Here is a 23,288-nt window from a genome sequence, read left to right on the forward strand (position 1 = left end):
CTGTTCAACGCAAATAATTCATACATCCAACATTATTGGAGACATGTTTTTAACGAATAGCAAACCCCTATTGCTACATGTTATTCAAACCAACTACCTCGCAGCCCCTTCCATTACAACTACGACAAAGCCGGCCGGCTGCAAACCCGCACCGACGCCAACGGCCACAGCCTGGCCTACAAATACGACAAGCTGGGCCGTCTGACCGCGCTGCGCAATGAAAACCACCGCCAGTATTTGTTCGAATACGATGCCGGCGGCCAGTTGATTTCGGAAACCGGTTTTGACGGCAGCCCCACCCGCTATCACTACAACTCTGCCGGCCAACTGGAAAAACAACAGGAAGGCGATGTCGCCACCCTCTACCGCTACGACGGCGCCGGCCGCCTGATCGAACGCAGCGCGCCGGGCAGCCTGGAAAGCTTCGGCTACGACCCCGCCGGCCGGCTGTACCAGGCCAAGAACCGCTACGCCAGCCTGCGCTGGATTTACGATCCGGTGGGCAATGTCATAGAAGAACACCACGGCTACAGCGTGGCCGGCGTCAAGGAAACCTACCGCTGGCAGCATGAACACGACCCGCTGGGCAACCGCGTCGCCAGCGTGCGTCCGGACGGCCGCCGCGTGGACATCCTCAGCTACGGCAGCGGCCACGTGCACGGCCTGCTGTTCAGCCAGCGCGACATCGTCAATCTGGAGCGCGACAAGCTGCACCGCGAAACCCAGCGCGTGCTGGGCAATGCGCTGCAACAGCATCAGAGCTACGACAAGGCCGGCCGCCTGGCCAGCCAGCGGCTGATGGGCAGCACCCAGTGGAACCGCCAATACCAGTACGACGCCGCCGGCCAGCTCACCGGCATCGCGGACAGCCGCGCCGGCCAGCTCAACTACCGCTACGACCCGGTGGGCCGCCTGCTGGAAGCCGCCACCCCCAAGGGCGTGGAAAGCTTCCGCTTCGACCCGGCCGGCAACCTGCTGGACAACGCCCCGGCCGCCGACGGCCACCAGGACAACAGCCTGTTGGGCAACCTGCTCAGCCAGTACGCCGGCCGCCATTACCGCTACGACACCCGCGGCAACCTGGTTGAAAAACGCGTCAACGGCGCGCTCACCAAGCTGGAATGGGACAGCCACAACCGTCTGTCCCGCCTGACCGCGCCGGACGGCCAGAACACCGACTACCACTACGACCCGCTGGGTCGCCGCATCGCCAAAACCCAGGCCGGCCAGACCACGCTTTACGGCTGGGACGGCGACGTGCTGGCCTTTGAAACCCGCGACGAACAAGCGGTGCACTATCTGTTTGAGCCGGACAGCTTCGTGCCGCTGGCCCAAGTCCACACCGAGGCGGTGCGCGGCGTCAAAGTACCAAACTGGAACCAGCACCGCCCCTACGACTCCGACCTGGACCCGCTGCGCAAACCCGCGCCGGAACCCAGCGAACCGACGGCGGTGTACTACTACCACACCGACCACCTGGGCACCCCGCAGGCGCTGACCGACGAACAAGGCGCGCTGGCACTAGAAATGGACTACCAGGCCTGGGGGCAAGCGCGCGAAATCATCGCCGACGCCGCCAACAAGGCCGGCATCCGCAACCCCTTCCGTTTCCAGGGCCAGTACCAAGATGAAGAGTCCGGGCTGCACTACAACCGCCATCGCTACTATGATCCGGAGATCGGGCGCTTTATTTCTCGGGATCCGATTGGGTTAAAGGGTGGTCATAATCTTCATAACTACGCGATCAATCCTATTGAATGGATTGACCCCAATGGGCTAACCTCTAGAAAACAAGCCAAAAAACCTAATCAGCAATGCAAAAAGGAATGCAGAAAAGAGTGGGAAGTTAATAAATTTGACAAAATTTGCGAAGGTCGTTTAAACGGAAAAGTCGTAAAATACATGAGAGATCCTAGCACCAAGCTTTGGTGGTCAAAGGACACGGAAAATCACGGCGGATCCGCGTGAAAAGTAATGAAGCAAGAGGGAAAACAGTTAAAGCACCAAGCTGATGCTGATGTTTTTGGCGACTACATGACTGACAAGCACAAAGGCGACACAGGGAAAGTCATGGACATGAAAAACATGAAATGTAAGGATGCTTAAATGAAGACATCAAGAATAAAAGAAATTTTTGGAGACAACTGTTTTTCGAGTGCCGTTTTCTACAAATACAAAGACAGCTTACGTTTCGAAATAAGTCAAAGAGACAGTAGACTTAATCAGTTTGCAACCGCATACGAAAATGCCAAAACCATATTGCACTCCATTTTCGAAAAGGATAATGAAGTTTACTGCTCACTTAGTTTATCCGGCGAAAATTTATTACCTGCCCGATCTCAAATCAAAGAGCTACAACAAGGTGGGTTCACGATTCCAAGCCAAAGACTTATCGATTACGACATTGATGAAGACGAAAAAATTGCAAGAATAATCTTCCAAACAAGCAAAGAAGAATGCACCAAATTACTTTGGATGAAAATCGCACACGAGCTTGGCATAAGCCCATCCACTTGGCTTGATTTACACATCTTCAGCATTGAAAATAAAATATTAGCACACCCTTACGATGAGCGCGGAATTGATGTCATTGGGGAAAAAAGCACACTCAAGACTGCTTTCAATAAATTACATCACCTGCTCATTAATTATGATATAGAAAAAATGGAAAGCAGTTTTAAATAGTAAGACACGCAATCATCACCCTATTTGCAAAACACAGAATAAAAGCCCAAAGCCCCATTCGGGGCTTTGGTTTTTGGGGAGGATTAAGCCAGTTCCTGCATTTGCATCGTGGTCTGCTGCAAGCGGCGGGCGAAGGGTTCCAGCAGGCAATACAGCTGCTCGCACTCCAGCGTGTCCAAGTTGGGTTGGTCCAGCATGGCCACCAGCGCGCTCAAGGCATGGCTGACCTGGCTGAGCTCCAGATAGATCAGGTGGGCGCTGTGATCGAAATGCCTGCTGTATTCGTCCAGCTGCCGCAATAGCGGGTCAATCGACTGTAGTGAGGCATCCTGCTGGCGCAAGCTTTTCAGGTGCATCAGCAAGGTAGACAGCGATGGGATAGGGAGGGGCGGGAAAGGGATGGCGCTAGTCATGGCGACTCCTTGATAAGCATTATGCCCGCCGTCCGACGCTAATCGGGGGCGGCGGGAACATGGCAGGATTAGCGTTACCGGCATCAAGGACCCGGCGCGTGCAAGCACGCTCCCACCATGACCCGCCTGAGAGTAGACGCATCTATGGTGTACCCGGACATGAGATGCCGCATGTGCGGCTGTCCGCCTTGATATTCGGAACGCTAATTCCGGTGCTGAGGCACAGCACGGCTGGATTATCACGCGCTTGGGGCTAGGAGGCAAGACGCTGGCGCCTTCTGCGGCCCCCCCTTGGCCGATGCCGAATCCATGCGTGCCGTCAAAGTGCCTGTAGGAAGCAACATGAGGCCAACCGTTCAGACTCTGGCCTACTGCACAAAGCCACAACGGTGCACTACTATCTCTCCAACCATCTGCTCACCCCGTCGGCGCTGAGCAACTAAACCAGCCCAACAAGCGTGCGACCATGAACGACTACGATTCTGAGTATTGCTTCATAAGCTATAAAAGCACGGAAAGCCGCCCTATCCTTTCAGCTGATGCTGAAACAGCAGCTCTTGCATACACCTCAGAAGCACTACCATTAAGTAGCCTGCCATTGAAATTCAAAAATGGCGCGGCAAACGATAAAAACAAGCATATATTTAGCGAAGAGCCCCCGGAAATATTATTCCACGGCTCAGACATTGCCGTTAAGGCAGAAACATTTAAACAACTTACTTCCATTGAAATACCCAACTTAGCATTACAACCGGCAATTTACATAGACCAGAATAATGTACACCATGGCAACTATTGGTTTTTGACCTTCACAAACAAGCTGGACTGCTGGGACCGAAATAAATCTCTTTATGCCCCAGAACCCTTAACTGGTTTTAATGACATCCGTTATGAAGTGATTAGCTATCATCTCGACAAAGCCACTCTTGACTCAATGCCACTCACAGAACGCAGGCTCTTCAAAATGGGAGCAACGACTGAAGGTTGGCTACTTGTGCACAACAGCATTGCAAGCTTATTTAAAAAAACCGGAGTCGAGCTCGTCCCCATTAAAGACTTTGGAATAACGTTCTTTCCATAAGCCGAATAAACAGAGCATGCCGCCACACCTTCAAAATATCTTGCAAAAGCTTAATGGCCGGCACCCGCCAGCCCCTCCCCCATCTGTCACACCAGCATGAAGTCTGCTACGCTGCCTATCCATTTCGACTCTGCGTCCTGCAGGATTTCATCATGCTCAAGTTTGATGTTCTGATCATCGGCAGCGGTCTGGCCGGGATGACCCTGGCCTTGCACCTGGCGGAAAGCCGCAAGGTGGGCCTGATTACCAAGCGAGATTTGCTGGAGGGCAGCTCCACTTACGCTCAGGGCGGCATCGCCGCAGTGCTGGACACCGAGGATTCGGTGGAGGAACACATCCGCGATACGCTGATCGCCGGCGCGGGCCTGTGCAATGAGGAGACTACGCGCTTCATCGTCGAACATTCCAAGGAAGCCATTGATTGGCTGATTGCGCTGGGCGTGCCCTTCACCAAGGATGAAACCCACCGCACCGGTTATCACCTGACCCGCGAGGGCGGCCACAGCCACCGCCGCATCATCCACGCCGCGGACGCCACCGGCGCGGCGGTGACCAGCACGCTGGGGCAGAAGATCAAGGCCCACCCCAATATCACGGAGCTGGAAGAGCATATCGCCATCGATCTGATCACCTCGCGCAAGCTGGGCCTGCCCGGCAACCGCGCCTACGGGGTGTACGCGCTGGACAAGCTGGCGGATCAGGTGGTGACCATCGCCGCCAAGCACACCATCCTGGCCTCCGGCGGCGCCGGCAAGGTTTACCTGTACACCACCAACCCGGACACCGCCACCGGCGACGGCATCGCCATGGGCTGGCGCGCCGGCTGCCGGGTGGGAAATATGGAATTCATGCAGTTCCACCCCACTTGCCTGTATCACCCGCACAGCAAGTCCTTCCTGATCACCGAGGCGGTGCGCGGCGAAGGCGGCATCCTGAAGCTGCCGGACGGCACCCGCTTCATGCCGGAGCACGATCCGCGCGCCGAGCTGGCGCCGCGCGACGTGGTGGCGCGCGCCATCGACTTCGAGATGAAGAAGCACGGCCTGGACTGCATCTACCTGGACATTTCCTACAAGCCGGCCCATTTCATCCGCGAACATTTCCCCAATATCTACGCCCATTGCCTGGAGCTGGGCATAGACATCACCCAGCAGCCCATCCCGGTGGTGCCGGCGGTGCATTTCACCTGCGGCGGCCTGGTTACGGACCTGACCGGCCACACCGATGTGGACGCGCTGTACGCGGTGGGAGAAGTGGCCTGCACCGGCCTGCACGGGGCAAACCGGCTGGCCAGCAATTCCTTGCTGGAATGTCTGGTGATAGGCAAGGCGGCGGCGGAGGACATCCTGGCCGCGCCGGAGATCAAGCTGCCCAAGATCCCGGACTGGGACGACAGCCAGGTGACGGACCCGGACGAGGAGGTGGTGATTTCCCACAACTGGGACGAGCTGCGCCGGGCGATGTGGGACTATGTGGGCATTGTGCGCACCAATAAGCGGCTGATGCGGGCGCAAAACCGCATCCGCCTGCTGTCCGAGGAGATCAACGAGTATTACCGCCATTTCCACGTCAGCAACGATCTGATCGAGCTGCGCAATCTGGTGCAGACTTCGGAATTGATCGTGCGTTCAGCGCTGCTGCGCAAGGAGAGCCGCGGCCTGCACTACAGCCGCGACTATCCGGAGAAGCTGGAGCTGGCGCAGGAGACCATCCTGACGCCGGACGGGCCGGCCGCCGGCGGCTGAGCGGCGGCGGCCCCCAAGACTTAGAACGTGTTTACGATCTCGCGAGCTAAGGCGAGACAAGGCGGAAACGAGCGAAAAAGCGGAATGTACACGTGGTACATGAGCATTTTGAGTTGGTACTCACCGTGTAACGCTCCACGACGCGCAGCAGATCGTAAACAGGTTCTTACACGCCGCCCAAGTAATCCATCTTGCCCAGCGCCACGCCGTTGTGGCGCAGGATGGCGTAGGCGGCGGTGAGGTGGAAGTAGAAGTTGGGCAGCACAAAGCCCAGCAGATAGTTCTGTCCGCTGAAGCGGATCTCGTCGCCGCGCACTTTCAGCACCACTTCCCGCGTCTCGCTGCCGTCGATCTGCCCGGCGTTAAAACCCTGCAAAAACGCCACGGTCTTGGCGATGCGCTGTTGCAAATCGGCAAAGCTGGCTTCGTCGTCGGCGTAGCTGGGCACGTCGACGCCCGCCAGCCGCGCGGCGCAGCCTTTGGCGCTGTCGCTGGCGATCTGCACCTGGCGCGTCAGCGCGAACATGTCCGGCGCCAGCCGGGCGTTCAGCAGCACGTCCGGCGCGATATGGCGCGCGGCGGCGTCGGCGGCGGCCTTGTCCAGGATGGCGGACAGATTGTTCAGGCCCCGGATCAGCGCCGGGACGGAGGCTTGGTACATGGAAACGGACATGGCGGGCTCCTATCAGATTAGGAAAGGCGGGCGCGGCGGACGTTCCGGCGCGCCGCCACAGCATAAGCCAATCCGGCGGCGTCGGGGAAAATGCCCGCGCCCGGCCACGGCCAGTCAAGGACGGCCCGCTATCCGCGGGCCGCGGCCTGATTCACACCGCCTCCGCTCACGGGCAAGGGGTGTGGATGCTTTTCGAACCCGCGTAAATATTTTTGCAAGACGCTTTGGAGCCGATGCCGTCCAGGGTGAAATGCGAATCGCTCTTCTGATGGCAGCCTTTGGACACATTCAACTGGCAGGCCGACTTGTCGATCATTTCCTTCAAGGCATCGCTTTTATTGCGCAGATAGGTGGTGGCCTCGGCTTGGGTATAGGTTTTCACGTCGCTGTTGGCGGGATCGTTCCAGCCCTTCTTGAATGTGATCGCCGCATTGGCGGCCCCCATCGTCAAGGTGGCCAGCAGGCCTGCCAGCATGCACATCGCGCTTATTGGTTTCATGAGTGATCTCCTGCCTGAGTGAAGGGATGCGCGGCGCTGGCGGGCGACGCGCGTCGGTCCAGGCCTCATGACAAACAATAGTTATTGAGGCGCCCGCCGTTCACCTGACCCATTAGCCACTTGTCATTTCCTCGACCGGACTCAAGGGCTCATTTGGCCAGCGGCAGGGTAAACCAAAACGCGCAGCCGCCGGCCACGGTGCTGTTGGCGCCGAATTCGCCGCGGTGGAATTCCACGATGGAGCGGCAGATGTTCAGGCCTATGCCCATGCCTTCCGGCTTGGTGGAGTAGAACGGAGTGAACAGATTGCTCTTCATCGCCTCGGACAGGCCGGGGCCGTTGTCCACCACTTCCACCCGCCAGAAGGCGGTGCCGATGGAGGTGCGCACTTTGACCCTGGGCCGCTTGGTCTGGGCTTCTTGCATCGCTTCGACGGCGTTTTTCATCAGATTGAGCAGCACTTGTTCAATCAGCACCGGGTCCATGTCCAGCAGGCAGGCTGCCGGGTCTTGCTCCACCTGCAGCTTGACCCCGGCCTTGACGGCCAGGCCTTCCGCCAGGCCGACGGCGCGCAGGACCACCGGCCCCGGTTCCACCCGCTGCAATTGCGGCTCGTGTTTTTTGACGAAGGCGCGGATGCTGCTGACGATCTGGGCGGCGCGCTTGGCCTGCCCAGCGATTTCCTGGATCGCCTCGCGCACGCCGGCCGGCAGTTCCAGTTCCGCCGGCAGCCGTCGGCTGACGCCGGCGGCATAGGTGTTGATGGCGGTCAGCGGCTGGTTCAGTTCGTGCGCCAGCGAAGAGGCCATTTCGCCCATGGCGATCAGGCGCGAGGTGTTTTGCAGCCGTTCCTGCTGCGCCAGCTCCCGCCCTTCCCGCGCCTTGTCTTCGCTGACGTCGGCCAGGATGGCCAGCCAGGCGGATTCGCCGTTCACCCAATCTATACGGCGGCGGTGCATCTGGAACCAGCTGTCGCCGCCGTCGGTGGTGAACTCCAGGCCGTATTCGTCTTGTTCCGGCTGGTCCTGCAGGCCGGGCAGCAGCACGCAGCAGGGGCCGTCCGGTTCTTCCGCCAGCCATAGCCGGGCAAACGCAGGGTTGGCGTACAGCAGCAGGCCGCCGCTTTCTTCCATCACGCAGACGCCGGCCACCAGGCCGTTGAGCACGGTGAGGAAGCGCTGGTGGGAGGCGTTGAGCGCCAGCCGCTGCCGCTTGCGCTCGGTGATGTCGAACAGGGAGGCGATCCAGCCGCGCTGGCTGCCGTCGGCTTCCACCAGCGGGGTGGCGTAGAGCCGCACTTCGATGAATTCGCCGTTCTTGCGCGCGAAGCGCAGTTCGAAGCCTTGCTCCGGCTGGCGGTTGTCGCGCACCGCGGCGATCGCCGCTGTCATGGCGTCATGGTCGTCCGCCGGCCAGAACGGATGGGGCGGCGCCTGGCCCACTAGTTCATCCGCGCTGAAACCCAGCATGTCGCAGAAGGCGCGGTTGACGCGCACGATGCGCCCTTCGTCCTCCAAGGCCACCAGGCCGCTTTTCATGCAGTCTTCTATCGCTTGGCGCAAGGACACTTCCTTGGCCAGCGCCTGCTCGGCGTGCGCGCGTTCGCGCACGTGGCGGCGGATGCGCCAGGCGGCGTACAAGAGCGCGCTGACCAGCAACGCGATCAGGCCGGACAGCACCGGCAGGGTCAGCCCCAGGCCGGCGCGGTAGCTGGTCGCGTGCAGATAGAGGCCGTAGCCGGGCGGGTCGAAGCTGGTCTGATGCGAGAGGGTGCCGGGACGCTCCGCCGGGTCGAACTTGCTGGCCAGGATTTTGCCGCTCAAATCCTGGATGCTGATGTAGTTCTTGGAGGCGATCCACCACGGCACTTGGTTAAACAGCAGCAGGTCCATCTGGTAGGACAACCGCAAGCCGCCCAGGGCCTTGCCGTCGTGGACGATGGGCACGGCCAGATCGAAACGATATTTGCCGTCGCTGCCCTGATAAGGCGCGCCGTAGCTGGGGCGCAACAATCGGTTGGCGCGCCACAACGCGTCGAAGGTTTCGCCGGACAGCACGCTGCCGTCGCGGCGGGTGCCGTGCTGGTCGCGCAGCACCTTGCCGTCCGGATCTACCTGTTCGATGTTCAGCAATTCCGGGTTGCCCCGCAGGTAAAACGCGGCCTGGCGGGCAAAACGCTGGCTGTCGATATTGCCGCTCTCGATTTCCCGGCCCAGGTTTTCAGCCCATTCCTGTTGCCCTTCCAGGTACATGCGCAAGGACTGCTCCAGCCACAGCACTTCCTGGATCAGGTTGTCTTGTTGCTCGTCGCGCCAGTCGCGGTATACCAGATAGAACAGGCTACCCAGCGCCAACAGCAGGGCCAATAGCAAGGCGCTGACGCTGAGCCAGAGCATACGGGGAGAGCGGCGGGAGAACGTGGTTTTTATCTGCATGGAATGCTAGGGAAAATCCTGATGCTGAAGTCCCTAATGGCCGGGAGAAGAAACTGCTCCTACTTTACACTGTAAAACTCGACTGTCCAGAAGGATGGCATAACAGAGCGCGAAGCCGGCGGCACAATATAGTGGCCATTGCACAACGCGCCATCACACCTAAACGCAATACAGCTTTTGGAGAGAGAGATGAAACTGCAAATCGCCGCCTTGGCCATCCTGGCCGGCAGTCTGTCCGGCGTCGCCTGCGCCGCCGGGGAAATCGTCATCAAGTTCAGCCATGTCGTCGCTCAGGACACCCCCAAGGGCAAGGCCGCCGAGTACTTCAAGAAGCTGGCGGAGGAACGCACCAAGGGCAAGGTCAAGGTGCAAGTTTACCCCAACAGCCAATTGTACAAGGACAAGGAAGAGCTGGAGGCGCTGCAATTGGGCGCGGTGCAGATGCTAGCGCCCAGCCTGGCCAAGTTCGGCCCGCTGGGGGTCAAGGAGTTCGAAGTTTTCGACCTGCCCTACATCTTCGACAACTACGACGAGTTGCACAAAGTCACCCAGGGTCCGGTGGGCCAGCAGTTGCTGGGCAAGCTGGACAGCAAGGGCATCAAGGGGCTGGCATTCTGGGACAACGGCTTCAAACATTTTTCCGCCAATAAGCCGCTCAAATCCCCGGCCGACCTCAAAGGCCTGAAAATGCGCATTCAGTCGTCCAAGGTGCTGGACGAGCAAATGCGCGCTCTAGGCGCGCTGCCGCAGGTGATGGCCTTCTCCGAGGTGTATCAGGCACTGCAGACCGGCGTGGTGGACGGCACCGAAAACCCGCCTTCCAATATGTACACCCAGAAAATGTACGAGGTCCAGAAACATATGACCACCACTGCCCATGGTTATCTGGGCTACGCGGTGATCGTCAACAAGCGCTTCTGGGACGGCCTGCCCGCCGACGTGCGCAGCCAACTGGACAGCGCGATACGAGACGCGACCAAGTACGCCAACGACATCGCCAAGAAAGAAAACGACGCCGACTTGGCCAAGATCGCCAAATCCGGCAAGACAGCCATCTACAACCCCACTCCGACCGAACGCGAGGCGTTCAAGAAGGCCATGCTCCCCGTCCACACCAAGATGGCGGAGCGGGTCGGCCCGGCGTTGATCAAGACCATCTACCAGCAAACCGGCTTCTCCGCCAACTAATACCGCTGCGACTGAGACGCCGCCCTGCGGCTGCGCGCCCCCCGCGCCGTCGCGGCGGTCGGCGCGCAGCCGTCCGTCCTTCTTTTCCCGGAGACGCCCGATGCTGAAATTCCTGGATCACCTCGAAGAGTGGTTGATTGCGAGCTTCATGGCCGCCGCCACCCTCATCACCTTTGTCGCGGTGACGCACCGCTACGCCGCAGGCACCGAGCTGCTACACCCGCTGGTCAGCCACATCAATCTGGCCTGGTCGCAAGAGCTGACCATTTACCTATTCGTGTGGATGGCCAAGTTCGGCGCGGCCTACGGCGTGCGCACCGGTATCCATGTCGGCGTGGACGTGTTGATCAACCAGCTGCAAGACAAGAACCGCGCTCGCTTCATCGTGTTCGGCTTGCTGGCCGGCGCGCTGTTCACCGCCATCGTCGGCACCTTGGGCGCCGCCTTCGTCTGGGAGATCGCCCACACGGACCAAACCTCAGCCGACCTTGAAATGCCGATGTGGATCGTGTACCTGGCGGTGCCTTGCGGCTCGCTGCTGATGTGCTTTCGCTTCCTGCAAGTAGCCTGGGCCTTCGTCAAAACCGGCATCCTCCCCAAGCACGACCACGCCCACGTGGAAGGCATGGACGATGAGGGCGGGGTGGACAACTGGTACGCCCTGGACGACAACCTCCATCCGCACGACATCTCCCGTCGAGGAGACAAGAAATGAACGCGCTCATCATTTTCAGCCTGCTGCTCGTCCTGATGCTCTCCGGCATGCCCATCTCGATTTCCCTGGGCCTGACGGTGCTGACCTTTCTGTTCACCATGACCCAGGTACCGATTGAGGCGGTGGCGCTCAAGCTGTTCACCGGCATCGAAAAGTTCGAGATCATGGCGATTCCGTTCTTCATCCTGGCCGGCAACTTTCTGACCCATGGCGGCGTGGCCAAACGCATGATCAATTTCGCCACCAGCCTGGTGGGCCATTGGCACGGCGGCCTGGGCCTGGCGGGGGTGCTGGCCTGCGCGCTATTCGCCGCGGTCTCCGGCTCCAGCCCGGCCACGGTGGTGGCCATCGGCTCCATCCTGTTGCCCGCCATGGTCAAGCAGGGCTTTCCCAACCGTTTCGGCGCCGGGGTGATCACTACCTCCGGCGCGCTGGGCATCCTGATCCCGCCTTCCATTGTGATGGTGATGTATTCCGTGGCCACCAACACCTCGGTGGGACAGTTGTTCATGGCCGGCGTCGTGCCTGGCCTGATGCTGGCCACTCTACTGGGCTTCACAACCTGGTACCGCGCGCGCAAATTCGGCTATCCGCGCCTGGCCAAAGCCAGCTGGGGCCAGCGCTGGCGCGCCTTCCGCAAATCCATGTGGGGCCTCTTCCTGATCGTGGTGGTGATAGGCGGCATCTACAGCGGCATCTTCACGCCCACCGAGGCCGCCGCCATGTCCGCGGTCTACGCCTTCATCGTGGCCGTCTTCGTCTACAAGGATATGACGCTGAAGCAGGTGCCCAAGGTGTTGCTGGATTCGGCCAGCATGTCCGCCATGCTGCTCTACATCATCACCAACGCGGTGCTGTTCTCCTTCCTGATGACCAGCGAGGGCATCCCCCAAGCCATGGCCGGCTGGCTGATCGACGCCGGTCTCGGCCCCATCGCCTTCCTGCTGGTCGTCAACATCCTCCTGCTTTTGGCCGGCAATGTGATGGAACCTTCCTCTATCGTCTTGATCTTGGCCCCCATTCTGTTCCCGGTGGCCTCCGCGCTGGGCATCAATCCGGTTCACTTCGGCATTCTCATCGTCGTCAACATGGAGGTGGGCATGTGCCATCCGCCGGTGGGATTGAACCTTTACGTCGCTTCCGGGATCACCAAGATGGGCATCACCGAACTGACGGTGGCAGTATGGCCCTGGTTGCTGACCATGCTGGGCTTCCTCGTTGCGGTGACTTATGTGCCGGAAATCTCGCTGTGGCTGCCGCGCGCGTTGGGTATGCTGAATTAGCGGCGTCCGACGGACATGAAAACGCGATGGCCGACGCCATCGCGTTTTTTGTCCGACAAGGCGATAGCCCCGCCCGCCCTTAAGCCCGTATAATGTGTAGTTACTCTCTTACACCAACCAACCACCTAAAGATCAACCTCAGGAGTCCCAGAGAATGGACGAGCAATTGCGCCAGAGCGCACTGGAATACCACCAGTACCCCAACCCGGGCAAAATCCAGGTTGCCCCGACCAAGCCTCTCACCACCCAACGCGATCTCGCCCTGGCCTACTCCCCCGGAGTGGCGGCCGCCTGCGACGCCATCGTGGAAGATCCGCTGAACGCCTACAAATACACCGCGCGCGGCAATCTGGTGGCTGTGATTTCCAACGGCACCGCGGTGCTGGGCCTCGGCAATATCGGCGCGCTGGCCGGCAAGCCGGTGATGGAAGGCAAGGGCGTGCTGTTCAAGAAGTTCGCCGGCATCGATGTGTTCGACATCGAGGTCAACGAGCTGGACCCGGACAAGCTGGTGGACATCATCTGTTCGCTGGAACCCACCTTCGGCGGCATCAACCTTGAGGACATCAAGGCGCCCGAGTGCTTCTATATCGAGAAGAAGTGCCGCGAACGCATGAACATTCCGGTATTCCACGACGACCAGCACGGCACCGCCATCGTGGCCGCCGCCGCCGTGCTCAACGGCCTGCGCCTGGTGGAGAAGGACATCGCCAAAGTGCGCGTGGTGGCTTCCGGCGCCGGCGCCGCCGCCATCGCCTGCCTGGACCTGTTGGTGGCTCTGGGCGTGAAGCGCGAGAACATCACCGTCTGCGACTCCAAGGGCGTGATCTACGAAGGCCGCGACGAGAAGCTGGACGACTCCAAGAAACGCTACGCGATCAAGGACAACGGCCAGCGCAAGCTCGCCGACGCCATGGCCGGCGCCGACATCTTCATGGGCCTGTCCGGCCCCAGGCTGGTGTCCCAGGACATGGTCAAATCCATGGCCCGCTCGCCGCTGATCCTGGCCATGGCCAATCCGGAGCCGGAAATCCTGCCGCCGCTGGTGAAGGAAGTGCGCCCGGACGCCATCATCGGCACCGGCCGTTCGGACTACCCGAACCAGGTCAACAACGTGTTGTGCTTCCCCTTCATCTTCCGCGGCGCGCTGGATGTGGGCGCCACCACCATCAATGAAGAGATGAAGCTGGCCACCGTGCGCGCAATCGCCGACCTGGCGCTGGCCGAACAGAACGACGTGGTGGCCACCGCCTACGGCGACCAGGAACTGTCCTTCGGTCCGGAATACGTGATTCCGAAACCGTTCGACCCGCGTCTGATCGTCAAGATCGCCCCCGCCGTGGCCAAGGCCGCGATGGATTCCGGCGTGGCCACCCGCCCGATCCAGGACTTCGACGCCTACGCCGATCAACTGGCCCAGTTCGTGTACAAGACCAATTTGTTCATGAAGCCGGTGTTCGCTCAGGCCAAGAAAGAACAGAAGCGCGTGGTGCTGACCGAGGGCGAGGACGAGCGCGTACTGCACGCCACTCAGGAAATCGTCACCCAAGGCCTGGCCAAGCCCATCCTGATCGGCCGCCCCAGCGTCATCGACATGCGCATCCAGAAGCTGGGCCTGAAGCTGGTGGCCGGCAAGGACTTCGAGATCGTCAACAACGAATCCGACCCGCGCTTCGCCGAGTACTGGAAAGAGTACTACCAGCTGACCAAGCGCAAGGGCGTGTCCCAGGAGCAGGCTCGCCGCCGCGTGATCGGCAACACCACGCTGATCGGCGCGATGATGGTGCGCCGCGGCGACGCCGACGCGATGATCTGCGGCACCTACGGGCCGTACCGCCAGCACTTCGACATCGTTGAAACCGTGCTCGGCTACAACAACCCGGAGCAAGTGGCCGGCGCGATGAACGCGCTGATCCTGCCCACCGGCAACATCTTCATCGCCGACACCTACGTCAACGCCGACCCGAGCGCCGAGCAATTGGCCAGCATCACCCGCATGGCCAGCGAATCGATCAAGCGCTTCGGCATCGCGCCCAAGGCCGCGCTGCTGTCCAACTCCAGCTTCGGCACGCTGAACAGCGCGTCGGCGCAGAAGATGCGCGCGGCCTTCGACCAGATCCGCTCCGCGCAGCCGGACCTGGAAATCGACGGCGAGATGCAGGGCGACGCCGCGCTGGTGGAAAGCATCCGCAACCAGGCAATGCCGGACAGCACGCTGAAAGGCTCCGCCAACCTGCTGATCATGCCGAACGTGGAAGCCGCCAACATCAGCTACAACCTGTTGCGCGTCTCCGCCTCCGACGGCGTGACCATCGGCCCCATCCTGATGGGCATGAGCAAGCCGGCTCACATCCTGACCCCGATCGCCTCGGTTCGCCGCATCGTCAACATGGTGGCCCTGGCCGCCGTGGACGCACAGAACAGCAAGTAAGCGTCGGCCTGGATTTAAAGGCATATACTGAACGGGCAAGCGCAGCTTGCCCGTTTTTTCTTCGCCGAGGGAGCAGCCCATGAGCAACGAATTCAACCCCAACGATCCCTTCGCCCTATTCCGCCAGTTCTGGCAAACCGCCACCCCGCCGGGCATGCAGCCCTTTCTCCCGCCAATGAGCGAGGAAGAAATAGACCGCAAACTGGCTGAGTTGCGCGTGGTGGAAAGCTGGCTGACCATGAATATGGGCATGTTGAGCATGCAGATCAAAGCCCTGGAAATGCAGAAGTCCGCGCTGCACTCGATGCGGCCGAAAGACCCGCCGCCCAATTGAGGCCGCCCTCGTCCCCAAGCGGCCGAGCTCAAGTTTGCTTGAAGCGCAAACAACGCTACACTCTACCATCCGGCCGCGGACCTTCCTGGCAGAAGCCCGTGGCCGCTAAGCATTAGCCTGATGAACGGGACGGCGCGTCCTCCCCCTTTCCCATAACAATTAACGACAACTTTTCCGCGGACTCCATGCGTTTTTCCACTCCTTACGCCGCGCAGCCCGCAGATTCCGGCCTGCCGTCCATCCCCGCCTGGCTGTTCTTGCTCATCGCCGTCGCCTGGCTGCTGCCCGGCCTGGTGGGTCATGAGCCCTGGAAGCCGGACGAAGCCTATACCTTTGGCCTGATCCGCCATATCGCTCAGACCGGCGACTGGGTCGTGCCGACGCTGGCCGGCGAGCCCTTCATGGAAAAGCCGCCGCTGTTCTTCATCAGCGCCGCCTTCACCATGCAATTGTTCAGCGGCTGGCTCAGCGCGCCGGACGCCGCGCGGCTGGCCGCCGGCGGCTGGATGGCGCTGGCCCTGGCCGGCACCGCCGTCTCCGCCGGCGCCTTGTACGGCCGGCGCGCCGCGGCCTGGGGCGCCTTGCTGCTGCTGGGCTGCCTGGGCCTGCCGATGCGCGCCCATCAAATGATCACCGACACCGCTCTGCTGGCCGGCGTCGCCTGGGGTCTGGCCGGGCTGGTGCTGCTGCGCCGGCGCGCCTGGCTCGGCGGCGCGCTGCTGGGCCTGGGCGGCGGCGTCGCCTTCCTGAGCAAGGGCCTGCTGGGCCCCGGCTGCCTGGGCCTGACCGCCTTGCTGCTGCCGCTGCATCCCGATTACCGCAGCCGCCGTTACGCCGGCGGCCTGTTGCTCGCCGCGCTGATAGGCTTGCCGCTGACCGCGCTGTGGGGCCTAAGCCTGTACTTGCGCGATCCCGCCCTATTCCAGCTCTGGTTCAAAGTGAACAACTTCGGCCGCTTCGACGGCAGCGCCCACCTGGGTCCCAAGGCGCCGCGTCTGTTCTACGGCCGCACCCTGCCCTGGTACGGCATCCCGGTGTTGCCGCTGGCCTTGTGGGGGTTGTGGCACGGCCGCTGGCAATGGACCCGCGCCTGGCCCGCCGCGCCGGCCCTGCTCTGGCTGGTGACGCTGGCGGTCTTGTCGCTGGCGGGCGACGCCCGCGAACTGTATGCGATGCCCCTCCTGCTGCCGCTGGCGCTGCTGGCCATCACAGGCTTGCGCGCCGGCGAAGCCCACCGCGGCTGGCGCGCGCTGTCCGGCTTCAGCCTTCTGCTCTGCCTGACGCTGAGCGCCGTCGTGCTAGCTATCGCCTGGGTACTCTCCACCGGCGAGCCCGCGCAATTCGCCCGCCACCTGCTGCACCGCAAATTCACCGACTGGCATCCGCAATGGCACCCGTGGACCTGGCTGGCCTTCAGCCTGATTGCCGGCGGCGTGGTCTGCTTATGGCGACGTTTCCCGTCAAACACGGCTCCCGGCTTCGCCTGGCGCTGGAGCCTGACCATCATGCTGTTGTGGGGCGGCCTAGCCACTTTGTGGCTACCCGCGCTGGATCACGGCATGCGCTATCGCGAAACCTTCGCTCCGCTGCGCCCCATCCTCGCCGACATCGGCCGGCAGGGCGAATGCGTCGCCAGCGTCGGCCTCGGCGAGCCCCAACGAGCCTTGCTGGACTACTACGCCAACTACCGCACTCAGCGGCTGGAAAGCACGCCGCAAGCCAAAAACTGCCGCTGGCTGCTGGTCCAGTCCCTGCATGACCAGTTGCCGCCCTACTTGACCGGCCTGGCGCCGCTAGAGAGCTTCCAGCGTCCGGGCGACTCGAAAGAACGCTTCCGCCTTTATCGGTTGGAACAACCGCTGGGCCAGTTATTGGGTGCGGCAAAATAATTACAACGTATTTAATTTGCGATCAAATTGTCACAATTCGTCACAGTTTGCCCAATATTCCTTAACAATCACAGCGCCGGGATAACGTAGCCTTAACCCTTTTTTTCTTGAGGTTATGGTATGTCGGCGCTGAACGCGGTGGATTTGTTCTGGTCCCTGGCCAGCGGGCGCTTCTCCCGCGAGGATGGATTCGACGAAGGGAAGAACCGCTGTAAGTTCGCGCTGCGCGGATTGCTGACCTTGCCCTGGACACTGCGCTGGCTGGACAGCTGGGGTCAACCCGCGCTGCGCCGCCACCTGCAAGCCAATCCTAGGCTGGCCTGCAAGCTGCATCGCCCCTACCTGTACCGTTCTCTTGGCCCAAGCGGCAAGCTGGCGGCCTTGCGCGAACACTATCAGACGCTGACCGAGCGGGTGTCTCCCGCCGCCTACCGCAGCCTCCTCTCCGATGCCGGCTTGACGCTGGCCGAATTGCTCGGCAAAAACGAGGCCGCGATCACGGCGGTGCTGACGCACCGCCACAGCTTCGACAAAGAAGGCGAACTGTCCTTGCAGATCTGCTCGGAGGAAGGGATCGCCATCGCCACGCTGACCTTCACCATCACCCGCCATCAAGGTGAAGCCGCCATCATCATCGGCGGCCTGCAAGGCCCGCGCAAACCCCATGGCGCGGAAGCCGTGCACCAGCTGACCAAACAAAGCCACGGTCTGTTTCCCAAGCGTTTGGCGGTTGAGGCCTTGGTCGCGCTGGCCCAGGAAATAGGCGCTAGCCAGGTGCTGGCCGTCAGCAAATGGCAGCATATCTACAGCTCCTGGCGCTATCGTCGCCAGCTCTTCGCCGATTACGACAGCTTCTGGGATACCTTCGACGCCCAGCCCACCGCTTGCAAACGCTTCTTCAGCCTGCCGCTGCAATTGCCGCGCAAGCCCCTGAGCGAGATCGCCAGCAAGAAGCGCGCGGAATATCAGCGGCGCTACGCGCTGCTGGACGAACTGATCAGCCAAAGCCGCCGCGCCGTCACGCTCCCGGTCGCCGTAAACTGAAGGCGGGTTCCGCGCGGCTGAACTCGTCGCCGCCCAGCTTGCCCACCAAGGCCAGGGCCTCGCCCGACACGCAGCCGTCCCGCCACGCCTCATCCGCCACATACACGTGGCGCACCTCGCCCAACACCAGGTTGCCGGCGCCCGCGCCGTCGCCCAAGGTCAGGCACTGGCTCAACACGCACTCGAAGCGCAGCGGCGCCAGCTCCACGCCCGGCGCCCTTACCTGCCGGCTGCGCGCCTTGGCCACGCCGGCCAGATCGAACTCATCCACTTCCGGCGCATAAGGGCCGCAGCTGAGGTTCATCTCTTCCGCCAAGCGCTCCGGCACCACGTTGACCACAAACTCGCCGGTGGCGCGAATATTGGTCAAGGTATCCTTCTCCCCGCCGTCGGCAGGCGTCAGAATGCTCAGCGCCAACACCGGCGGCTTCACGCTGGCCACGGTGAAAAAGGAAAACGGCGCCAAGTTGGCCACGCCCCGCAAGTCCTGGGTGCTGACCCAGGCGATGGGCCGGGGCAGCACGCCGCCCACCAGCAAGGGATACACCGCCTCGGGCGGCAGCGTCTTGATGTCGCAGTCCATATTGACTCCTCCCTGATGCCATCATTCTAATGCTGCAAAGCAGCAAAATACCAGCGCGTCAAATGCGCCCGGCGATGGTGTCGCAACCGCTCGGCAGGTAAAATGGCGCGATGAACTCACCTCGTTTTATTCATCTGCGCCTCCACTCGGAGTTCTCCATCACCGACGGCATCGTGCGCCTGGATGACGCCATCAAGCGCGCCATCAAGGACAATATGCCTGCGGTGGGCATGTCCGATCTGATGAACCTCTTCGGCATGGTCAAGTTCTACAAGGGCTGCCGGGACAAAGGCGTCAAGCCCATCGTGTCCTGCGATGTCTGGCTGGAAAACGAGGAAGACCGCGACAAACCTTATCGCCTGATGCTGACGGTAAAGAACCGCCAGGGCTACGGACGCTTGTGCGAACTGCTGGCCGACGCTTATACCCACAACCAGTACCGCGGCCGCGCCGAACTCAAGCGCGCCTGGCTGGAAAACGGCGACAACAGCGGCCTGATCTGCCTATCCGGCGCTCACCTGGGCGACGTTGGCCAGGCCTTGCTGATGGGGCAGCGCGACGAAGCGCGCCGCCGCGCCGAATATTGGGAACGCTGCTTCCCGGACAATTTCTACCTGGAACTGCAACGTCTGGACAACCCGCAGGTGGAAAACGCATTGCAAGCCTCGCTGTGGCTGGCCGGCGAGATCGGCCTGCCTGTAGTGGCCACCCACCCTATCCAGTTCATGGACCCGGACGATTTCAAGGCCCACGAGGCCCGCGTCTGCATCGCCGAGGGCTTCACCCTGGGCGACAAACGCCGGCCGCGCAGCTTCGAGGAAAACCAGTACTTCCTGTCCACGGAACAAATGCTGGAGCGCTTCGCCGACATTCCCGAGGCGCTGGAAAACTCGGTGGAAATTGCCCGCCGCTGCAATATCAGCGTGCAACTGGGCAAAAACTATCTGCCGCAATTCCCCACCCCGGACGGCATGACGTTGGACGACTACCTGGTGCATCTGTCCCAGGAAGGACTGGAAGAACGGCTGGCCAAGCTCTACCCCGACCCGGAAGTGCGCCTCCAAGAACGAGCGCGCTACGATGAGCGTTTGAAGATCGAGTGCGACACCATCGTCCAGATGGGCTTCCCCGGCTACTTCCTGATCGTGGCGGACTTCATCAACTGGGCCAAAAACAACGGCTGCCCGGTGGGACCGGGCCGCGGCTCCGGCGCCGGCTCGCTCGTGGCCTACAGCATAGGCATCACCGATATCGATCCGCTGGCCTACGCGCTGCTGTTCGAACGCTTCCTCAACCCCGAGCGGGTATCGATGCCCGACTTCGACATCGACTTCTGCCAGGACAACCGTTACCGCGTGATCGAATACGTGCGCCAGAAATACGGCGCCGAGGCGGTATCGCAAATCGCTACCTTCGGCACCATGGCCGCCAAGGCGGTGGTGCGCGACGTTGGCCGGGTGCTGGACCTGCCCTATATGTTCTGCGACGGCGTATCCAAGCTGATTCCGGCCGCGCCCGGCAAGCAGTACTCGCTGGACGACGCGGTGGAAATGGAGCCGGTGCTGCGCGAACGACTGGAGAACGAGGAAGAGCTGCGCGAGCTGTGGGTGCTGGCCAAAAAGCTGGAAGGCCTGACCCGCAACATCGGCATGCACGCCGGCGGCGTCTTGATCGCGCCGGGCAAGATCACCGACTTCTGCCCGATGTACCAAGCCAGCGCCGACGGCGCGGTGCCGGTATCGATGCTAGACAAGGACGATGTGGAAAAAGTCGGCCTGGTGAAGTTTGACTTCCTGGGCCTGCGCAACCTGACCATTATCGAACTGGCGGTCAACTACATCAAAAACCTGGATCCCAGCTTCGACACCGATCTCAATCTGCTCGAGTTCACCGACGCCGCCGCCTACAAAGTGCTGCAGCAGGCCAACACCACCGCCGTATTCCAGCTTGAATCGGACGGCATGAAACGGCTGCTGGAAAAACTGAAGCCAGACCGTTTCGAAGACATCATCGCTGTGCTGGCCCTGTATCGTCCGGGCCCGCTTGGCTCCGGCATGGTGGACGACTTCATCCTGCGCAAGGCCGGCAAGCAGGAGGTCGACTACTACCACCCGGACCTGCAAGCCTGCCTGGACCCCACTTACGGCGTGATCGTGTATCAGGAACAGGTGATGCAGATCTCGCAGATCATCGGCGGCTACACCCTGGGCGGCGCCGACATGCTGCGCCGGGCGATGGGCAAGAAGAAGCCCGAGGAAATGGCCGAACACCGCGGCAAGATCGCCCAAGGCGCGGCCACCAAGGGCTACGACCCCAAGCTGGCCGAGATGCTGTTCGACCTGATGGCCAAGTTCGCCGAGTACGGCTTCAACAAGTCGCACACCGCCGCCTACGCCGTGGTGTCCTACCAGACCGCCTGGCTCAAGGCCCACCACACCGCGGCCTTCATGGCGGCCACCATGTCCTCTGAATTGGACAACACCGACCAGCTCAAAGTCTTCTACGACGACAGCGTGGACGGCAAAAACGGCCTGATCTTCCTGCCGCCGGACGTCAACCAGAGCTACTACCGCTTCGTGCCGGTGGACCGCAAGCACATCCGCTACGCCTTGGGCGCGATCAAGGGCACCGGCGAAGCCGCCGTCGACCACATCGTCGCGGTGCGCGCGGAATCCGGCCCGTTCAAGGACCTGTTCGACTTCTGCCGCCGCACCGACAAAAAAATCGTCAACAAGCGCGTGATCGAGGCGCTGATCCGCGCCGGCGCCTTCGACAGCATCGAACCCAACCGGGCCAAGCTGTTCGGCAATGTCGGTCTGGCGATGAACGCCGCCGAGCAAGAACACGCCAACGCCAACCAGGGCGGCCTGTTCGACATGTTCGGCGACGACGTCGCCCCCAGCGTGGAAATGGTGGAGATCAAGCCGTGGAGCGACGCCGTCAAACTGGCAGAAGAAAAGCTGGCCATCGGCTTCTACCTGTCTGGCCATCCTTTCGCCGCCTACGCCAAGGAAATTCGCGGCTTCATCAAAACCCCGCTGTCCCGGCTCAGCCCGCGCAAGGAACCGCAGCTGCTGGCCGGATTCGTCACCGGCATCCGCGTCAAAGTGGGTAATCGCGGGAAAATGGCCTTCGTCCAGTTGGATGACGGCAGCGCCAAGCTGGAGGTCAGCCTGTTCGCGGAAAGCTTCGAAGCCAACCGCAGCCGGCTGAAAGACGATGTGGTGCTGGTGATAGAAGGCAAGGTCAGCGAGGACAACTTCTCCGGCGGCCTGCGCATTATCGCCGATAAAGTCTATGAATTGGGCGAGGCGCGCAGCCGTTACGCACGCAGCCTGTCGCTGAAGCTGGCCGGCAAGGTGGACGTCAGCAAGCTCAAGTCCCAGCTACATCCGTTCCGCAGCGAGGACGCCGGCTGCCCGGTGCGCATCCATTACAACAACGGCGCGGCCAGCGGCGATCTGATGCTGCCGCCGCCCTGGGGCGTCCGCTTGGATGACGGCCTCTTGCTGGCGCTACAGGACTGGCTGGGCAACGACAAGGTCAAAGTGATGTGGTGAGCCGCCGCGCTCGCTGCAAGCCGCGCCCAGCGCGGCTTTTTTCTTGCCCGCGCCTTTGCAAGCGCCGGACATTACAGTAGGCTTGCCCGCTCAAACGCACTACGCAAAAGGATGTTTTCAGATGACGGCACGCCCGGCGCAACTCCAAGACATCGCCCCGGTCTTCCAGATCGAACAAGCGGTATTCGGTCATCACGTCTACCCGGACTTTTTCTTCCGCCAGGCTCATGACCTGTGGCCGGATCTATTCTTCGTCGCGCCAGGCGCTCAAGATGGAGAACTGGGCGGCTACATCATCGGCGCGCCGGGCAGCGGGCAAGGCGAATTCTGGATCATGTCGCTGGCGGTCCATGAGCATTGCCGCGGACAGGGCGTCGGCAAGCAACTGCTGCAGGCCCTGCTGCAAGCGCTGCGGACTCGTCAGGCCAGCTACGCGAAGCTGACAGTGCACCCCGACAACTCCGCGGTCAGGCTGTACCAGCAGCTTGGCTTTGTCGTCGTCGAACATCAGCCTCATTACTTCGGCGACAACGATCCGCGCCTGCTCATGCGCGCGGATTTCTAGCGCCCAAACGCGCCAAAGCCTCCCATGGGGAGGCTTTTCTGTGGCGCCGGCGGCGCAAATGCATAAAGCCCAGCTCGTATGAGCTGGGCTTCGCAATGGGGCGTCTGGCGGTGTCCTACTTTCACATGGCGAATGCCACACTATCATCGGCGCTAAGGCGTTTCA

Annotated in this window: 19 protein-coding genes; 14 read left to right on the forward strand and 5 right to left on the reverse strand. The window is 61.4% G+C overall.

What is annotated here, in order from left to right:
* The first annotated feature begins 69 nt into the window (after positions 1-69).
* The 3 genes from HA052_RS28155 to HA052_RS19365 are packed head-to-tail and all read left to right on the forward strand — an operon-like array spanning position 70 to position 2,685.
* Positions 70-1,968, forward strand: coding sequence for an RHS repeat-associated core domain-containing protein (locus HA052_RS28155; RefSeq protein ID WP_346774576.1), 1,899 nt, complete (start codon positions 70-72; stop codon positions 1,966-1,968).
* Between the two features lie 6 nt (positions 1,969-1,974).
* On the forward strand, positions 1,975-2,106 hold the full coding sequence (locus tag HA052_RS28015) for a hypothetical protein (RefSeq protein WP_277345118.1): 132 nt from the start codon (positions 1,975-1,977) through the stop codon (positions 2,104-2,106).
* A complete protein-coding gene (locus tag HA052_RS19365; RefSeq protein ID WP_166453166.1) occupies positions 2,107-2,685 on the forward strand; it encodes a DUF3885 domain-containing protein in 579 nt (192 codons plus the stop codon).
* A gap of 83 nt (positions 2,686-2,768) precedes the next feature.
* On the opposite strand, the gene HA052_RS19370 is transcribed toward HA052_RS19365, so the two are convergent.
* Positions 2,769-3,098 carry a DUF1484 family protein gene (locus HA052_RS19370; protein WP_166453167.1) on the reverse strand — a complete coding sequence of 110 codons (330 nt, stop codon included), beginning with the start codon at positions 3,096-3,098 and terminating at the stop codon, positions 2,769-2,771.
* Between the two features lie 466 nt (positions 3,099-3,564).
* Here HA052_RS19370 and HA052_RS19375 point away from each other — a divergent pair, with 466 nt between their 5' ends.
* Positions 3,565-4,179: a hypothetical protein gene (locus HA052_RS19375; RefSeq protein ID WP_166453168.1), complete on the forward strand. Its 615-nt coding sequence runs from the start codon at positions 3,565-3,567 to the stop codon at positions 4,177-4,179.
* Between the two features lie 152 nt (positions 4,180-4,331).
* A complete protein-coding gene (nadB, locus tag HA052_RS19380) occupies positions 4,332-5,924 on the forward strand; it encodes an L-aspartate oxidase (RefSeq protein ID WP_166453169.1) in 1,593 nt (530 codons plus the stop codon).
* Between the two features lie 166 nt (positions 5,925-6,090).
* Here the strand turns inward: nadB and HA052_RS19385 are convergent, their stop codons facing one another.
* The 3 genes from HA052_RS19385 to HA052_RS19395 all read right to left on the reverse strand — a co-directional run bounded on the left by HA052_RS19385 (position 6,091) and on the right by HA052_RS19395 (position 9,531).
* On the reverse strand, positions 6,091-6,597 hold the full coding sequence (locus HA052_RS19385; protein WP_166453170.1) for a DUF1993 domain-containing protein: 507 nt from the start codon (positions 6,595-6,597) through the stop codon (positions 6,091-6,093).
* Positions 6,598-6,763: 166 nt separating this feature from the next.
* Positions 6,764-7,096 (reverse strand): hypothetical protein, encoded by a 333-nt coding sequence (locus HA052_RS19390; RefSeq protein ID WP_166453171.1) that lies wholly within the window; start codon positions 7,094-7,096, stop codon positions 6,764-6,766.
* Positions 7,097-7,245: 149 nt separating this feature from the next.
* Entirely contained in the window at positions 7,246-9,531 is a 2,286-nt protein-coding gene (locus tag HA052_RS19395; protein ID WP_166453172.1) for a PAS domain S-box protein, read from the reverse strand.
* A 189-nt stretch (positions 9,532-9,720) separates the two neighbouring features.
* Between HA052_RS19395 and HA052_RS19400 the strand changes: the two genes are divergently transcribed.
* From HA052_RS19400 to HA052_RS19430, 7 genes are all read left to right on the forward strand, one after another.
* Positions 9,721-10,719, forward strand: a complete 999-nt coding sequence (locus HA052_RS19400) for a TRAP transporter substrate-binding protein (RefSeq protein ID WP_166453173.1) — start codon at positions 9,721-9,723, stop codon at positions 10,717-10,719.
* A 100-nt stretch (positions 10,720-10,819) separates the two neighbouring features.
* Positions 10,820-11,434, forward strand: coding sequence for a TRAP transporter small permease (locus HA052_RS19405; RefSeq protein ID WP_043594301.1), 615 nt, complete (start codon positions 10,820-10,822; stop codon positions 11,432-11,434).
* A complete protein-coding gene (locus HA052_RS19410) occupies positions 11,431-12,717 on the forward strand; it encodes a TRAP transporter large permease (protein ID WP_166453174.1) in 1,287 nt (428 codons plus the stop codon). The genes HA052_RS19405 and HA052_RS19410 overlap by 4 nt, the downstream gene beginning before the upstream one ends.
* Positions 12,718-12,871: 154 nt before the next feature.
* Positions 12,872-15,148, forward strand: a complete 2,277-nt coding sequence (locus HA052_RS19415) for an NADP-dependent malic enzyme (RefSeq protein WP_081548521.1) — start codon at positions 12,872-12,874, stop codon at positions 15,146-15,148.
* Between the two features lie 79 nt (positions 15,149-15,227).
* Positions 15,228-15,482, forward strand: coding sequence for a PhaM family polyhydroxyalkanoate granule multifunctional regulatory protein (locus HA052_RS19420; RefSeq protein ID WP_081548519.1), 255 nt, complete (start codon positions 15,228-15,230; stop codon positions 15,480-15,482).
* Between the two features lie 185 nt (positions 15,483-15,667).
* The gene (locus HA052_RS19425; RefSeq protein ID WP_166453175.1) at positions 15,668-17,371 is read left to right on the forward strand and encodes an ArnT family glycosyltransferase; all 1,704 of its coding nucleotides are present in this window, start codon (positions 15,668-15,670) and stop codon (positions 17,369-17,371) included.
* Between the two features lie 120 nt (positions 17,372-17,491).
* Positions 17,492-18,415 (forward strand): VirK/YbjX family protein, encoded by a 924-nt coding sequence (locus tag HA052_RS19430; protein WP_166453176.1) that lies wholly within the window; start codon positions 17,492-17,494, stop codon positions 18,413-18,415.
* Here HA052_RS19430 and HA052_RS19435 read toward each other — a convergent pair.
* The gene (locus HA052_RS19435) at positions 18,390-18,998 is read right to left on the reverse strand and encodes a flavin reductase family protein (RefSeq protein WP_166453177.1); all 609 of its coding nucleotides are present in this window, start codon (positions 18,996-18,998) and stop codon (positions 18,390-18,392) included. The genes HA052_RS19430 and HA052_RS19435 overlap by 26 nt on opposite strands.
* A 110-nt stretch (positions 18,999-19,108) precedes the next feature.
* Here HA052_RS19435 and dnaE point away from each other — a divergent pair, with 110 nt between their 5' ends.
* Both dnaE and HA052_RS19445 read left to right on the forward strand, forming a co-directional pair.
* Positions 19,109-22,558, forward strand: coding sequence for a DNA polymerase III subunit alpha (gene dnaE, locus HA052_RS19440; RefSeq protein WP_166453178.1), 3,450 nt, complete (start codon positions 19,109-19,111; stop codon positions 22,556-22,558).
* 121 nt (positions 22,559-22,679) lie between these two features.
* Positions 22,680-23,123: a GNAT family N-acetyltransferase gene (locus tag HA052_RS19445; RefSeq protein WP_166453179.1), complete on the forward strand. Its 444-nt coding sequence runs from the start codon at positions 22,680-22,682 to the stop codon at positions 23,121-23,123.
* The last annotated feature ends 165 nt before the right edge of the window (positions 23,124-23,288 follow it).

The organism is Chromobacterium fluminis (genome assembly GCF_011602385.1).
Classification (GTDB): domain Bacteria; phylum Pseudomonadota; class Gammaproteobacteria; order Burkholderiales; family Chromobacteriaceae; genus Chromobacterium; species Chromobacterium fluminis.

Excerpts from the sequence above, each read along its gene's own strand:
- HA052_RS28015 (WP_277345118.1), top strand. The coding sequence starts at position 1,975 with ATGAAGCAAGAGGGAAAACAGTTAAAGCACCAAGCTGATGCTGATGTT.
- HA052_RS19365 (WP_166453166.1), top strand. The coding sequence starts at position 2,107 with ATGAAGACATCAAGAATAAAAGAAATTTTTGGAGACAACTGTTTTTCG.
- HA052_RS19370 (WP_166453167.1), bottom strand. The coding sequence starts at position 3,098 with ATGACTAGCGCCATCCCTTTCCCGCCCCTCCCTATCCCATCGCTGTCT.
- HA052_RS19375 (WP_166453168.1), top strand. The coding sequence starts at position 3,565 with ATGAACGACTACGATTCTGAGTATTGCTTCATAAGCTATAAAAGCACG.
- nadB (WP_166453169.1), top strand. The coding sequence starts at position 4,332 with ATGCTCAAGTTTGATGTTCTGATCATCGGCAGCGGTCTGGCCGGGATG.
- HA052_RS19385 (WP_166453170.1), bottom strand. The coding sequence starts at position 6,597 with ATGTCCGTTTCCATGTACCAAGCCTCCGTCCCGGCGCTGATCCGGGGC.
- HA052_RS19390 (WP_166453171.1), bottom strand. The coding sequence starts at position 7,096 with ATGAAACCAATAAGCGCGATGTGCATGCTGGCAGGCCTGCTGGCCACC.
- HA052_RS19395 (WP_166453172.1), bottom strand. The coding sequence starts at position 9,531 with ATGCAGATAAAAACCACGTTCTCCCGCCGCTCTCCCCGTATGCTCTGG.
- HA052_RS19400 (WP_166453173.1), top strand. The coding sequence starts at position 9,721 with ATGAAACTGCAAATCGCCGCCTTGGCCATCCTGGCCGGCAGTCTGTCC.
- HA052_RS19405 (WP_043594301.1), top strand. The coding sequence starts at position 10,820 with ATGCTGAAATTCCTGGATCACCTCGAAGAGTGGTTGATTGCGAGCTTC.
- HA052_RS19410 (WP_166453174.1), top strand. The coding sequence starts at position 11,431 with ATGAACGCGCTCATCATTTTCAGCCTGCTGCTCGTCCTGATGCTCTCC.
- HA052_RS19415 (WP_081548521.1), top strand. The coding sequence starts at position 12,872 with ATGGACGAGCAATTGCGCCAGAGCGCACTGGAATACCACCAGTACCCC.
- HA052_RS19420 (WP_081548519.1), top strand. The coding sequence starts at position 15,228 with ATGAGCAACGAATTCAACCCCAACGATCCCTTCGCCCTATTCCGCCAG.
- HA052_RS19425 (WP_166453175.1), top strand. The coding sequence starts at position 15,668 with ATGCGTTTTTCCACTCCTTACGCCGCGCAGCCCGCAGATTCCGGCCTG.
- HA052_RS19430 (WP_166453176.1), top strand. The coding sequence starts at position 17,492 with ATGTCGGCGCTGAACGCGGTGGATTTGTTCTGGTCCCTGGCCAGCGGG.
- HA052_RS19435 (WP_166453177.1), bottom strand. The coding sequence starts at position 18,998 with ATGGACTGCGACATCAAGACGCTGCCGCCCGAGGCGGTGTATCCCTTG.
- dnaE (WP_166453178.1), top strand. The coding sequence starts at position 19,109 with ATGAACTCACCTCGTTTTATTCATCTGCGCCTCCACTCGGAGTTCTCC.
- HA052_RS19445 (WP_166453179.1), top strand. The coding sequence starts at position 22,680 with ATGACGGCACGCCCGGCGCAACTCCAAGACATCGCCCCGGTCTTCCAG.